General features: G+C 73.7%; 14 protein-coding genes. 6 read left to right on the forward strand and 8 right to left on the reverse strand.

Annotated elements, in window-relative coordinates; all coding sequences use genetic code 11:
* Nucleotides 1-168: 168 nt before the first annotated feature.
* From Cch01nite_RS19325 to Cch01nite_RS19335, 3 genes are all read left to right on the forward strand, one after another.
* Complete coding sequence (locus Cch01nite_RS19325; RefSeq protein WP_203758130.1) at nucleotides 169-588, forward strand: Fur family transcriptional regulator; 420 nt, start codon at nucleotides 169-171, stop codon at nucleotides 586-588.
* 98 nt (nucleotides 589-686) lie between these two features.
* Nucleotides 687-2,138, forward strand: coding sequence for a catalase (locus Cch01nite_RS19330; protein ID WP_203758131.1), 1,452 nt, complete (start codon nucleotides 687-689; stop codon nucleotides 2,136-2,138).
* 124 nt (nucleotides 2,139-2,262) lie between these two features.
* On the forward strand, nucleotides 2,263-2,622 hold the full coding sequence (locus Cch01nite_RS19335; RefSeq protein WP_203758132.1) for a DUF1844 domain-containing protein: 360 nt from the start codon (nucleotides 2,263-2,265) through the stop codon (nucleotides 2,620-2,622).
* On the opposite strand, the gene Cch01nite_RS19340 is transcribed toward Cch01nite_RS19335, so the two are convergent.
* Nucleotides 2,603-4,021 (reverse strand): MFS transporter, encoded by a 1,419-nt coding sequence (locus Cch01nite_RS19340; protein WP_275407238.1) that lies wholly within the window; start codon nucleotides 4,019-4,021, stop codon nucleotides 2,603-2,605. The two genes, Cch01nite_RS19335 and Cch01nite_RS19340, sit on opposite strands and share 20 nt — an antisense overlap.
* A gap of 116 nt (nucleotides 4,022-4,137) precedes the next feature.
* Here Cch01nite_RS19340 and Cch01nite_RS19345 point away from each other — a divergent pair, with 116 nt between their 5' ends.
* From Cch01nite_RS19345 to Cch01nite_RS22790, 3 genes are read left to right on the forward strand one after another with little or no spacing between them, the layout of a single operon-like run.
* On the forward strand, nucleotides 4,138-4,869 hold the full coding sequence (locus Cch01nite_RS19345; RefSeq protein WP_239071088.1) for a hypothetical protein: 732 nt from the start codon (nucleotides 4,138-4,140) through the stop codon (nucleotides 4,867-4,869).
* A complete protein-coding gene (locus Cch01nite_RS19350; protein WP_203758133.1) occupies nucleotides 4,866-5,597 on the forward strand; it encodes a S1C family serine protease in 732 nt (243 codons plus the stop codon). Before Cch01nite_RS19345 ends, Cch01nite_RS19350 begins: the two co-directional genes overlap by 4 nt.
* 13 nt (nucleotides 5,598-5,610) lie before the next feature.
* Nucleotides 5,611-6,135 carry a hypothetical protein gene (locus Cch01nite_RS22790; protein WP_239071089.1) on the forward strand — a complete coding sequence of 175 codons (525 nt, stop codon included), beginning with the start codon at nucleotides 5,611-5,613 and terminating at the stop codon, nucleotides 6,133-6,135.
* A 103-nt stretch (nucleotides 6,136-6,238) separates the two neighbouring features.
* Here Cch01nite_RS22790 and Cch01nite_RS19360 read toward each other — a convergent pair whose 3' ends face one another.
* The 7 genes from Cch01nite_RS19360 to hisB all read right to left on the reverse strand — a co-directional run bounded on the left by Cch01nite_RS19360 (nucleotide 6,239) and on the right by hisB (nucleotide 12,811).
* Entirely contained in the window at nucleotides 6,239-6,970 is a 732-nt protein-coding gene (locus tag Cch01nite_RS19360; protein WP_203758134.1) for an SseB family protein, read from the reverse strand.
* A gap of 12 nt (nucleotides 6,971-6,982) precedes the next feature.
* A complete protein-coding gene (priA, locus tag Cch01nite_RS19365) occupies nucleotides 6,983-7,723 on the reverse strand; it encodes a bifunctional 1-(5-phosphoribosyl)-5-((5-phosphoribosylamino)methylideneamino)imidazole-4-carboxamide isomerase/phosphoribosylanthranilate isomerase PriA (protein ID WP_203758135.1) in 741 nt (246 codons plus the stop codon).
* A gap of 47 nt (nucleotides 7,724-7,770) precedes the next feature.
* Nucleotides 7,771-8,421, reverse strand: a complete 651-nt coding sequence (gene hisH, locus Cch01nite_RS19370; RefSeq protein ID WP_203758136.1) for an imidazole glycerol phosphate synthase subunit HisH — start codon at nucleotides 8,419-8,421, stop codon at nucleotides 7,771-7,773.
* Between the two features lie 98 nt (nucleotides 8,422-8,519).
* On the reverse strand, nucleotides 8,520-9,698 hold the full coding sequence (locus Cch01nite_RS22795; RefSeq protein WP_239071090.1) for a GH12 family glycosyl hydrolase domain-containing protein: 1,179 nt from the start codon (nucleotides 9,696-9,698) through the stop codon (nucleotides 8,520-8,522).
* A gap of 93 nt (nucleotides 9,699-9,791) precedes the next feature.
* On the reverse strand, nucleotides 9,792-11,468 hold the full coding sequence (locus Cch01nite_RS19380) for a cellulase family glycosylhydrolase (protein WP_203758137.1): 1,677 nt from the start codon (nucleotides 11,466-11,468) through the stop codon (nucleotides 9,792-9,794).
* Between the two features lie 246 nt (nucleotides 11,469-11,714).
* Nucleotides 11,715-12,203 carry a hypothetical protein gene (locus Cch01nite_RS19385; protein WP_203758138.1) on the reverse strand — a complete coding sequence of 163 codons (489 nt, stop codon included), beginning with the start codon at nucleotides 12,201-12,203 and terminating at the stop codon, nucleotides 11,715-11,717.
* Nucleotides 12,200-12,811: an imidazoleglycerol-phosphate dehydratase HisB gene (gene hisB, locus Cch01nite_RS19390; RefSeq protein WP_203758139.1), complete on the reverse strand. Its 612-nt coding sequence runs from the start codon at nucleotides 12,809-12,811 to the stop codon at nucleotides 12,200-12,202. The genes Cch01nite_RS19385 and hisB overlap by 4 nt, the downstream gene beginning before the upstream one ends.
* Between the last annotated feature and the right edge of the window lie 28 nt (nucleotides 12,812-12,839).

Raw genomic sequence — 12,839 nt, forward strand, 5'->3', positions numbered from 1 at the left:
GACCGCCCACTCTACCAGAACAGGGGCACGGTTCCGGACGGGTCGATCGGAGCCGCGGGACGCCCGACGGCACGCGCGTGCGCGCCGGCCGATCGCCTGCTGGCCAGCAGCAGAGTTGAACTGTTCGGTTATTTGAATGATTCCAGTTCATGTGGTGGGGTGGTACCCATGGACGACGTCGAGGTGCTGCGGACGCACGGCCTGCGGGTCACCGGACCCCGGGTGGCGGTGCTCGAGGCGCTGCACGAGCACCCGCACGCCGACGCCGAGACGGTCCTGCGAGCCGCGCGCGACAGGCTCCCCGCCGTCTCGGTCCAGGCGGTCTACGACGTCCTGCACGCCCTCACCGACGCCGGGCTCGTGCGACGCATCGAGCCCGCCGGCCACCCCGCGCGCTACGAGCGCCGCATCGGGGACAACCACCACCACGTCGTCTGCCGCTCGTGCGGCGCCGTCGGCGACATCGACTGCACCGTCGGCCACTCCCCCTGCCTGACCCCCAGCTCGACCGAGGGGTTCAGCATCGAGGTCGCCGAGGTGACCTTCTGGGGCCTGTGTCCCGCGTGCAGGTCGACCACCGCCGGCTGACGCACCCCTCCCCGCACGCCGTGGTCGTCGACCACGCGTCCCCTCACCGACCCCTCGGCCCGCCGAGACCCACCACACACCACGAAGGACGCACACCCATGCCTCACGTGCCCGCCACCACCACGACCAGCGGCGCCCCGGTCGCCTCGGACGGCCACGCGCTGTCCGTCGGCGCCGACGGCCCGATCGTCCTGCACGACCACTACCTCGTGGAGAAGCTCGCGCAGTTCAACCGTGAGCGCGTGCCCGAGCGCGTCGTGCACGCCAAGGGCGGCGGCGCGTTCGGCACGTTCAGGGTGACCGGCGACGTGACGGCGTACACCCGGGCCGCCCTGTTCCAGCCCGCGGTCGAGACCGAGCTGCTCGCCCGGTTCTCGTCCGTCGCCGGCGAGGCCGGCTCGCCCGACACGTGGCGCGACCCGCGCGGCTTCGCGGTGAAGTTCTACACGTCGGAGGGCAACTACGACCTCGTCGGGAACAACACCCCGGTCTTCTTCATCCGGGACGGCATCAAGTTCCCCGACTTCATCCACTCCCAGAAGCGGCTGCCCGGCTCGCACCTGCGGGACAACGACATGCAGTGGGCCTTCTGGACGCTGTCGCCCGAGTCCGCGCACCAGGTCACGTGGCTCATGGGCGACCGCGGGCTGCCGGCGTCGTGGCGGCACATGGACGGGTTCGGCTCGCACACCTACCAGTGGATCAACGCCGCCGGCGAGCGCTTCTGGGTCAAGTACCACTTCACGACGCAGCAGGGCATCAAGAACCTCACCGCCGACGAGGCCGCCGCGCTGGCCGGCTCGGACGGCGACCTGCACATCCGCGACCTCCACGAGCACATCGAGGCCGGCGACCACCCGCGCTGGACGCTCTCCGTCCAGGTCATGCCGTACGCCGACGCGGCGGGCTACCGGTTCAACCCGTTCGACCTCACGAAGGTGTGGCCGCACGCCGACTACCCGCTCGTCGAGGTCGGCGTGATGGAGCTGAACCGGAACCCGGAGAACTACTTCGCGCAGATCGAGCAGGCGACGTTCGCGCCGAGCAGCTTCGTGCCCGGCATCGCGGCCAGCCCCGACAAGATGCTGCTCGCGCGGATCTTCGCCTACGCCGACGCGCACCGGTACCGGGTGGGCACCAACCACGCCCAGCTCCCGGTGAACGCCCCGAAGGCGCCGACGCACTCGTACGCGCAGGACGGGGCCGCGCGGTACACGTTCTCGGCGGCCGACGTCCCCGTGTACGCCCCGAACTCCCGCGGCGGCGCGCACGCCGACCCGCTGCGCGCGGCCGAGTCGGCCGGCTGGGAGTCGGACGGTGCGCTCGTGCGCGCCGCCGCGTCCCTGCACAGCGAGGACGACGACTTCGGCCAGGCCGGGACGCTGTACCGCGAGGTGTTCGACGACGAGGCGCGCGCCCGGTTCCTCGAGACGATCACCGGCCACGTGGGGGCCGTCCGCTCCGACGACATTCGCGAGCGTGCGATCGCGTACTGGACGCACGTCGACGCCGACCTGGGCGCGAAGCTGCGGGCGAACCTCGGCGCCTGACCATCTCCGGACGAGCACGACCCCGTGCGGCCCCGCGTCCACCCGACGCGGGGCCGCACCGTCGTCCGCAAGCAGACCTGGCACGCGGCCGGGCAGACCGGACGGCGATGAGAGGATCGACACCATGACCAGCTCCCCCGACCCCACCGCCGAGGCGACCCGAGACATCGCGGACGTCGCCGCGGTCGAGGTCATCACGACCGCCGCCGTCCACCTCATGAGCGCGGCCGCCGTGAAGTGCGGCCTCGCCGAGGACGGCCCGGACGGCAAGGGCGCCGACTACCTGGACCTCGACGAGGCGCGCAAGCTCATCACGGCGCTCGCCGCACTCGTGACCGCGGCGGCGCCCGACATCGGCAACCAGCACGCGCGGTCGCTGCGCGACGGGCTCCGCTCGCTGCAGCTCGCCTTCCGCGAGGCCTCCCCGTTCCCGGACGCCCCCGGCGAGGGCCCCGGCGAGAAGTTCACGGGCTCGGTGGTCTGACCCCTGCCGACGGCCGACGACCGACCCGGCGGACCCGCCGCCGGACCGTGTGGCCGAGCCGCTCGGACGAGCGCCGCGGCTGCGGGACCTCGGCGAGACGGCCGGGCTCGGCGCGCTCGTCGTCGCCGGCGCCCGACGCCGTCCCTGCCGAGACCTCGCGTTCGGCCGGGGTACCGAGGGCCTCCGGGGCCGGGGCGTCCGCCGCCACCGGGACTCCCGCCGCCGAGTGCCGCGTGAGCGCCAGCACCACGAGCCCCGCCACGGCGATGCCACCGCCGACGCACGCGGCCGTGAGGAACCCGGCCCCCGGCGACGACCGGTCGATGACGAACCCGCACAGCGGGGCGCCGAGCGCGTTCCCGACGGTCCCCATGGTGCCGCTCCACCCCATGACCTCGCCGCGGCGCTGCTCCGGCACGAGCCGGACGAGGGTCGCGTTGATCGACGACAGCGCGGGGGCGCAGGGCAGGCCGGCGACGAACACCGCGACGGCCAGCCGGTACGGACCGGGCGCGAACGCGGCGGGGACGGTCGCGAGCGCGAGGAGCGCCACGAGCACGAGCGGCGACGGCGACCGGTGACGGGCGCCGTGGACGAGGCCGCCCACGACGGAGCCGCCGGCCCACAGGGCGATCATCCAGCCGACGTCGCCCGCCCGGCCCGCGTCGTTGAGCGACGCGACGAGCGCGACGTCCGTGCCGACCAGGACGAACGCCGCGGCGACGGCCGCGAGCAGCACGACGACGAGCGCGGGCCCGAGCAGACGGCGTGCGGTGCCGTCCGGCGCACCGTCGGTCTCGAGCGGTGCGACCGGTGCCGCCGACCGGGTCGGCGGGTTCGCCCACCACAGCAGCACCCCGGCGGCGACCGTCGCGACGCCGACCACGGTGAGCGCGGCCACCGTCGAGACCTGCGTCGCGAGCACGACCCCGATCACGGGCGACAGCATGAACGTCAGCTCGACCGCCACCGAGTCGAGCGCGAAGGCGGCACGCTGCTGCGCCAGCGGCACGAGCACGGACAACGACTGCCGGGTCACCGAGAAGACGGGGACGAGGAACAGCCCGGCCACGAACGCCGCCCCGATGAGCAGCTCGTACGACAGCCGAGGCGCGCACACCCACACCGCGGACTCGACGAGCACCGACGGGGCGATCGCCCGACGCAGGCCGAACCGGTCGACGAGCCGCCCGCGCCACGGCGCGCCGAGCGCCATGCCGACCGTCGCCGCGCCGGCGACGACCCCGGCCTGCGCGTACCCGCGGTCGAGGGAGGTCACGACGTGCAGCGTCAGGACCACGCCCACCATGGCGGCGGGGATGCGGGCGACGAAGGACACCACGAACAGCCGTGCGACGCCGGGAAGGCGCAGAAGAGCGGCGTAGGGCGTCCGGGGCATGCCGACGATTGTCTCCCGCAACCGTGCGTGCTCCCGAACGCAATAGCGGGTGACGAACGGTGGGACGCCTCACAGGGACCCCCGTCGCCCACAGCCCGAGTCCCTATCCTGGGCGGATGCCGTCCGACGACCCCGTGCCGGGCTGGAGCCCTCCGCCGACCTCACCGCCGCCCCCGCCGGCGAGCGGCCCCGTCCCACCGCCGAGCCTGCCTCCGGGCCTCCCCGTCCCACCGGGCGGACCGGTCGACCAGGTCGTGATCCCGGGTGCGACGGCGGACCCGCTGGTGCGCGCAGGTACGCCGGGCGGCGCCGCCGTGGGACCGGCCCCGGCCGCCCGGCCCCGCCGCACGGTCGTCCTGCTCACGGTCGCGCTGGTGCTCGCGGTCGCCCTCGGCGCCGCGCTCGTCGGCCGGATGCTCGTCACGACGCACGCGTGGCAGCGGTCCAGCGCCGGGTGGGAGGCGCTCGCCCGGACGCACGGTGCCGACCTGGCGACGGCGCAGGGCGAGCTCGCGGACGCGCAGGCGCAGCTCACCGACGCGCAGACCCAGCTCGCCACCGCCCAGGCGCGGATCACCGAGCTCGCAGACGAGAAGGCCCAGCTCGGCGACACGAGCGCGGCGCAGTCGCAGCTCGCCGACTACCAGGCGCGCGTGTCGCAGGCGGCCGGCAACGTCGCCACCGCCCTCGCGCAGTGCATCACGGGGCAGCAGAAGCTCATCGGCTACCTCGAGGAGTCGGACCGGTACGACCCGGCCGACCTCGCCCGGTTCAAGCAGGACGTCACGACCGTCTGCGGGGCGGCGACCGACGCGAACGCGGCGCTCCAGCGCGAGCTCTCGCAGTGAGGTCGCCCCTCGCACGGGGGGTGGCGACGGCGGCGCTCCTGGTCGCTCTCGCCGGGTGCTCCGCGCTGCCGGAGCTGCCGGCGCCGGTCCCGACGAGCGTCGTCCCGACCGACGCGCCCGTGCCCGCGCCGACGTCGTCCGGCAACCTCTCGCCGGACGGGTTCGACGCCGCGCAGCGGATGGCCGTGCGGATCCGGAACATCGGCTGCGGCTCGGTGTCCACCGGCTCGGGCTTCGCGATCGACGACCACACCCTCGTCACGAACCGTCACGTCGTCGCGGACTCCGCGACCCTCCAGCTCAGCACGTACGACGGCCGGGACGTCGCCGCGACGGCCGCCAGCACCGCCGGGCTCGCCGACCTGGCAATCGTCCGGACGGCGGACGCGCTGCCGTACGCGCCGGAGCTCTCGGGCACCGACCCGGTCGTCGGCGACGCGGTGACGGTGGTCGGTTACCCGCTCGGGCACGCGCTGACCGTGACCACCGGGCAGGTGCTCGCCTCGACGACGGACCCGCTCAACGAGAACCTCGGCGCGGTGTTCCTCACCGACGCGACCGTCGAGTTCGGCAGCTCCGGCTCGGCCGTCCTCGACGCCGACGGGCGGGTCGTCGGTGTCGTGTATGCGAAGGACGAGCAGAACCGGAGTTTCGTCGTGCCGGTGAGCACGCTGCGGGCCATGCTGGACGACGACTCGGCGTTCACCCCTGCGCCCACCTGCAGCTGACCCGGAGGTTCCCATGGCCGATGTCCCACGCTTCGACCCCGCCACCCTCACCGGTGCCGTGAACGACACCGTCACCGTCCGCCGCGTGTTCGGCGACGCGTACGAACGCGGCGGGGTGACCGTCATCCCCGTCGCACGCCTGTGGGCCGCGACCGGTCTGGGCCTGGGCGACGGCGAGGGCGGTGTCCCCTTCGGCGCCCTCGGGTCCCGCCTGCAGAGCCGCCTGGCCGCCGGGTCCGACGCGGAGGCGCCACCGCTCGACGACTCCGGGCCGCAGCAGGGCTACGGCGGCGGTCACGGCGGGGGCGGCGGGTACGGCGCCTACGTCAAGGCCGTCGGCGTCTACGTGATCGACGACGCGGGCGTGCACTGGAAGCCGTCGATCGACGTGAACCGGGTGATCCTCGGCGGCCAGGCCGTCGCGGCCACCGCCGTCAGCGCGTTCGCCGCCGCGCTCGCCGTGAAGGCGCTCGCCGGTGCGGCCTCGTCGGCCGCGAGCGCGATCGCGAACGCCGTGTCGCGCTGGGCCTCGTCCTGACGCCTGAGCACGACGCGCGGAGCGGCGCGGGATCTCGTCCTGGCGCCGCTCCGCGTCCGCGCGGGACCTGACGACGCACGGCGCGGGCCCGCCGAGGAGACGGTCAGCCGGCCGCGCGCAGCCGGAGCTCCACCGAGTCCACCCGTGCCGCGACCGTCTCGTCGGCGGCGAGCGCCGCGTTGACCTGCGCCAGGACCGCGTCGAGCGCCGCCTGGTCCAGACCCGGGACGAGGCCGACGACCACCGCGACCTCGGCATGCCGCCCGGGGACGCTCGAGGCGTCGACCACGCCGGCGATGCCGGCGAGGGCACCACGGACCGCGCGGTCGACGTCCTGGTCCACACGTCCGTCGACGACGGCCGGCGCCCACGGCACCTGCTGCGCGAGCGCCCAGACGGCCGGTCGCGGCACGAGCGCGGTGACGGGCCCGCCCGGGTCGACGACCACGACGTCCCACCCCTCGCTCACCACGGACAGCGCCGCGCGCGCGACGTCCGACGGCACCGGCCGCGCATCCGTCCGCCACGCCCCCATTGCCGCCACCGAGGTGAAGACGGGCAGCGCCGTCCGGCCGTCGGGGGTCCGCAGCGCGACGATGCCGGCCGAGGCCTCCTTGTCGACGGTGTGCTCGTGCCCGTCGTGCACGACGACGTCGGAGGCCTCGAGCTCGGCGAGCACCGGCACGAGCACGCGCGTCCCGGCGAGCGCCTCGACCACCGCCCCCAGCGATCCCGCGCCTGCCCCGTATGCGGTCAGCGCCGCCGCGACCGCCGGGTCGGCGGTGCCGTCGTCCCCCGCGAACGGGGACGACGGCGGCAGCTCACGACCGGCCACGACGCCGCGGCCTCAGGGGCGGCCGGCGACGTCGAGCGCCTCCGGCAGCGTGAACGCGCCCGCGTACAGCGCCTTGCCGACGATCGTCCCCTCCACGCCGACGGGGACGAGCGTGCGCAGGACCCGCAGGTCGTCGAGGCTCGAGATGCCGCCCGACGCGACGACGGGCGCGTCCGTGCGGCTGCACACCTCGCGCAGCAGCTCGACGTTCGGGCCGCGCAGCGTGCCGTCCTTGGTCACGTCCGTGACGACGTAGCGGGAGCAGCCGGCGGCGTCGAGGCGGGCCAGCACCTCCCAGAGGTCGCCGCCCTCCTTCGTCCAGCCGCGAGCCGCGAGCGTGGTGCCGCGCACGTCGAGCCCCACCGCGATCTGGTCGCCGTGGCTCGCGATCACCCGCGCCGTCCACTCGGGGTCCTCGAGCGCGGCCGTGCCGAGGTTCACGCGCGTCGCGCCCGTGGCGAGCGCTCGCTCCAGGGACGCGTCGTCCCGGATGCCGCCCGACAGCTCGACCTTGACGCCCCGCCCCGACAGCTCGGCGGCGACGTCCGCGAGCAGCGGCGCGTTGGAGCCACGGCCGAACGCGGCGTCGAGGTCGACGAGGTGGATCCACTCGGCGCCGCCCTCGGCCCAGTCGAGCGCGGCGGCCAGCGGGTCGCCGTAGCCCGTCTCGGAGCCGGCCTCCCCCTGGACGAGACGGACGGCCTGGCCGTCGGCCACGTCGACGGCAGGCAGGAGCTCGAGGCGGTCGGTCATGACGGTGTTCTCCGTGGGGTGTGTGGTGGGGCAGGTCGGCGGGCAGGTCAGCGGAGCTGGTCGACCCAGTGGGACAGCAGCTGCGCGCCGGCGTCGCCGGACTTCTCGGGGTGGAACTGCGTCGCGGCGAGCGGGCCGTTCTCGACGGCGGCGACGAACCGGTCGCCGTGCTCCGCCCACGTGACCAGCGGCGTGGTGAACGGGGGCGCACCCGCGCCGTCGTCGGTCAGCGGGAACGAGCGGGCCGCGTACGAGTGCACGAAGTAGAACCGCTCGTCCTCGAGGCCCTTGAACAGCGTGGACCCGGGGGCCGCGTCGATCGTCGCCCAGCCCATGTGCGGGACGACGTCGGCCTCGAGCCGGTCGACGACACCGGGCCACTCCCCCAGCCCGTCGGTGCGCTCGCCGTGCTCGACCCCCTCGGCGAACATCACCTGCATGCCGACGCAGATGCCGAGCACGGGCCGCCCGCCGGCGAGCCGGCGGTCGACCACCTGGTCGCCGCCCACCTCGCGCAGGCCCGCCATGACGGCGGCGAAGGCGCCGACGCCCGGCACGACGAGACCGTCGGCCTCGACCGCCGCGTGCTTGTCGGCCGTGAGCTCCACCTCGGCGCCGACGCGTTCGAGGGCGCGTACCGCCGAACGGACGTTGCCGAATCCGTAGTCGAGGACGACGACGTGGGGCTGGGTGGGCACCGGCCCAGGCTACCCGGGGCACCGGGTGCGGCCGCGGGGGCGTCCACGCACGGCGACGGGCCCGGCACGCGTGGTGCCGGGCCCGTCGCCGGTCGGGATCAGGACGTGGTGCAGCTCAGGTTGCTGATCGCACCGCCGCCGTTGGCGACGAAGCCGAACGACGTCGACGCCCCGCCGCTCAGCAGCCCGTTGTACGCGGCGTTCCGCACCGTGATCGACGAGCCGCTCGTGGTGAGCACGCCGTTCCAGAGGTTCTGGATGGTGGTGCCGTTCGCGAGGGTGCCCGTCACGGTCCAGCCGCTCGTCATCGACGAGCCGGTGTTCTTCACGACGACCGTGCCCTGGAAGCCGGTCGACCAGGTGCTGTCGACCTTGAGCGTGGCGCTGCACCCGGACGAGGGCGGCGGCGTGAGCGTCGGGGTCGGGGTGGGCGTCGGGGTCGGCGTGGGCGTCGGGGTCGGGGTGGGAGTCGGGGTCGGCGTCGACCCGTCCGTCGTGACCGAGAAGTTGGTCACTGCGAGGCCGGCGCCGCCGATCCACGGCTCGAAGCCCGCCTGGACGCTCGTGAGGTACCAGCTCGTCGAGCCGTAGCCGCGGCTCACCACGTCGTTCCAGAACGCGCTCACCGGGAAGCTGATCGAGCTCGTGGGCGTCTGCCGCACGTACGAGATGACGTTCCAGCCGGACGAGCCGTACCAGACGTCCCACGTGGCACCCGCGACGTTCGCCGTGCCGACCTTCGAGCCGATCGGCTGGATCGACCCGGCGTGGTTGAGCCACACCATGAGCTCGGCGCCGTCGTTCTGCTGCGTCGTCGTCGTGGGCCGCGACTTGTTGAACCAGATGTCGTAGGCCGCGTCGTACGTGCCGCTGCTCGGGAAGGTCATGCTCACGCTCGTGCTCAGGGTGCTGAAGCGCGGGTCGCTCGTCTGCAGGCCGTTCGGGCTCAGGATGTTGTTGCTCGTCGTGCACTGGCTGTAGTGGCACCCGTAGTAGACCGCCGGGTACGACTTCGGGGCGCCGTTGGTGGCCGTCTGCCCGTCGGCCTGGGTGACCGTGAAGCCGGTCGACGAGACGTCGATGCACTGGGTGGAGCTGGTGCCCCAGCGGTTGTTCATCACGATGTAGCGGCCGCCCTGGATGGACGCGTTGCCGTACTGCTCGCAGATCACGGGTGCCGCGCTGGCGACCTGCGCGCCGGACAGGCCGAGCAGGCCCAGGACGGCGGTCAGCAGCGCGGTCAGCACGACCGTGCGGGTGCGGGTTCGGTGAATCATGGCACTCCTTCGGAGCGGTCGACGACGTGGGAGGACGGGAAGGTCCGTCGGGCGGCGGGCCGTGACGCCCGCCGCCCGACGGGCGGCCTCAGCTCAGGAGCACGCGACCCCGTTGAGCTTGACGTTGCTCGGGGCAGGGCTCGACGGGCCGTTCGCGACGAGCCCGATGCTCGCCACCGACCCGGCGGCCAGCGAGCTGTTCCAGGTCGGCGCCGTCACCGTCACGGTCGTGCCGCTCTGGCTGAACGTGCCGTTCCACCCGCTGCCGACCGTCACGCCGGAGGGCACCGTGAACGTGATGGTCCACGGGTTGAGGGCCGACGACGAGCCGTTCTTCGCGGTGATCGCCGCCTGGAACCCGCCCGCCCACGTGTTGGTCAGCGTGACCGTCGACGTGCACGCGCCCGGGTTCTGCGTGGGCGTGGGCGTCGGGGTCGGGGTCGGCGTGGGGGTGGTCGGCGTCGGCGTGGTCGGCGTCGGCGTCGGGGTGGTGGGGGTCGGCGTCGGGGTCGTGCCCCGGCGGACCGGCGGCACGAGCGCGGACTGCAGGATCGACTGCTTGGCGGTCTGCACCGTCACCCAGTCGTCCTTGACGATGCCGCCCGTGTCGCCCGAGTCCGGGTTCCACGACCAGTACGTGAACGAGATGCCGTTCGTCTTCATGTAGTCGACGAGCGTCGTGAGCCACTTCGTGTCACGCGGGTCGGCCAGCGTGCTGCCGAACTCGCCGACGAGCACCGGCGCGACGTTCTGCTTGACGAGGTAGCCCCAGTAGTGGTCCCACGTCGCCGGCAGGTTGGCCGGGAAGTCCGGGTGCTTCGTGGTGTCGAACCACTCCTGGTGGTCGTACACGGAGATGCCGTAGTCGTGCGCGGAGTACACGAGCTTGTTGCTCGCGCTGAGCCGGACCGGGTACGTGCCGGCGTTCGCGAGGTTCCCGCCCCACCAGCTGCAGTTCGCCGGGTCGTCCGGGATGTCGTCCCACTGGTTCGCGACGCCGCCGGACAGGCAGGACACGCCCTCGACGATGACGAGCCAGTTCGGGTTCGCGGCCAGGACGGCGTTGCCGATGCGCTCGGCGGCGAGCCGCCAGTCGCGGGCGGTGTCGCCGCAGCCCCAGCAGGAGCCCGTGGAGTTCGGCTCGGTGCCCTCGGCGTGCGGCTCGTTGAACAGGTCTGCGCCGATGACCGTCGGGTTGCCCGCGTAGCGCGCCGCGAGGAGCTTCCAGTCGGCGATCTCGCTGGCCTCCGACACGGTCGGGGTGTACCAGAGCGCCGTCTGGCCGGCCGCCGTGGGGCGGTGCCGGTCGAGGATGACGCGCATGCCGAGCTCACCCGCGTAGTCGACGACCTTGTCGAGGATCTCGAGCGGCGACAGCCCGACGAGGTCGGGATTCGTGTACGAGTTCACGCTCGTCGCCTGCGCGCCGGACTTGAGCGCGTCGCCCGCGAACGGGACCCGCAGCGTGTTGTAGCCGAGCTGGGCCATGTGGTCCATCTGCGACTTCCACGTGACGCTCGCCCACAGGCCGTGGAACGTCTTGTTGTCGGTCTCCATGCCGAACCAGTTGATGCCGGTGAGGCGGACCGTGGCACCCGTGGAGTCAACGATCTGGCTCCCCTTCGTGCTGAGGTAGCCGGTGCCGGTGCCGCTGGCGTTCGCGGCGGTCGCGGTGGACCCGGAGAGGGCGACCAGCGCGGTCGCCGCGACGGCGAGGGCAGCCGCCGAGCTGACCAGACGGGCGACGATGCCGCGTCTCGTGCGTGTCATGAACGCTCCTGTGAGGGAGATGGGAGCGCTTCCGCCTCTCCTGCGAGGCGGGCCGACCAGCACGGTGCGCGGCGGGGCGGAAGGCTTGTGGGCAGCGTTCATGCAAGCAGCACTCGAACCGTTCCGACAGGAACTGGAACGTTTAGGCACGTCGAATGGCCCGACCCCGGGCCTGGTCAGGGCGGCGGGACGACGACGACCCGCGCGGTCACCGGTCGCGCGGTTCGGGTGCGGGTGAGGGGCCGGTCAGGACGTCGGACGGCGGCGGGCGCCTTCCGCGAGCATCCTCGTCGCCCGCCACCGGGACAGCCCCACGCTCGTCACGACGTCGTCGAGCGTCGTGGGGTCCACCGAGTCGAGCAGGAGCTCCTCGAGCACCGGCGGGGCGTCCGACAGCACCAGACCGGCGGGGAGCTTGTCGCCACGCACCCCGGCGGTCCACCGGGTCGCGGTGATCTGCCCCTCGCGCCGCTCCAGGAGGACGACCGGCACCGAGCGGAGCAGCTTCGAGATGGCCGCCGCGCCGTCAGGTGCGGCCGCCGGGTCGCGCAGGACCGCGATCGCGCCGACCGGGGACGGCACCACGTCGACGTCGACCTTCGCGAGCGCGCAGGCCGCCGCGAGCGGCGCCGGCACCCCCACCTGGGTCAGGACGAGCGCGACGGACGGCGTCTCGGCGGTCCCGTCGAGCAGGCTCGACAGGTCGTCGGGCACGACGACGTCGTCGTCGCTCACAGGGCGCCCTTCGTGGACGGGATGCCGTCGACGCGCGGGTCGAGCGCCACCGCGAACCGCAGCGCGCGGGCCAACGCCTTGAACTGCGCCTCGACGATGTGGTGCGGGTCGCGGCCCGCGAGGACGCGGACGTGGATGCTGAACGCGGCGTGGTGCGCGATCGACTCGAGCACGTGCCGCGTGAGCGAGCCCGTGAAGTGGCCGCCGATCAGGTGGTACTCCTGCCCGGGCGGCTCGCCGGTGTGCACCAAGTACGGGCGGCCCGACACGTCGACGACCGCCTGCGCGAGGGCCTCGTCGAGCGGGACCGTCGCGTCGCCGAAGCGCGAGATGCCGCGCTTGTCGCCGAGCGCCTGCCGCAGGGCCTCGCCGAGCGTGATCGCGACGTCCTCGACCGTGTGGTGGGCGTCGATGTGGGTGTCGCCGGTCGCCTTGACCGTGAGGTCGATGAGCGAGTGCTTGCCCAGCGCCGTGAGCATGTGGTCGTAGAACGGCACGGTCGTCGAGATGTCGGTGCGGCCCGTGCCGTCGAGGTCGACCTCGACCAGCACGCTCGACTCGCTCGTGGCGCGCTCGATCCGCGCCGTCCTGCCCTGCGCTGGGCTCACAGTCTCTCCTCGTCCATACCTCTGCTGC

The organism is Cellulomonas chitinilytica, from assembly GCF_016862675.1.
Taxonomy (GTDB): Bacteria; Actinomycetota; Actinomycetes; order Actinomycetales; family Cellulomonadaceae; genus Cellulomonas; species Cellulomonas chitinilytica.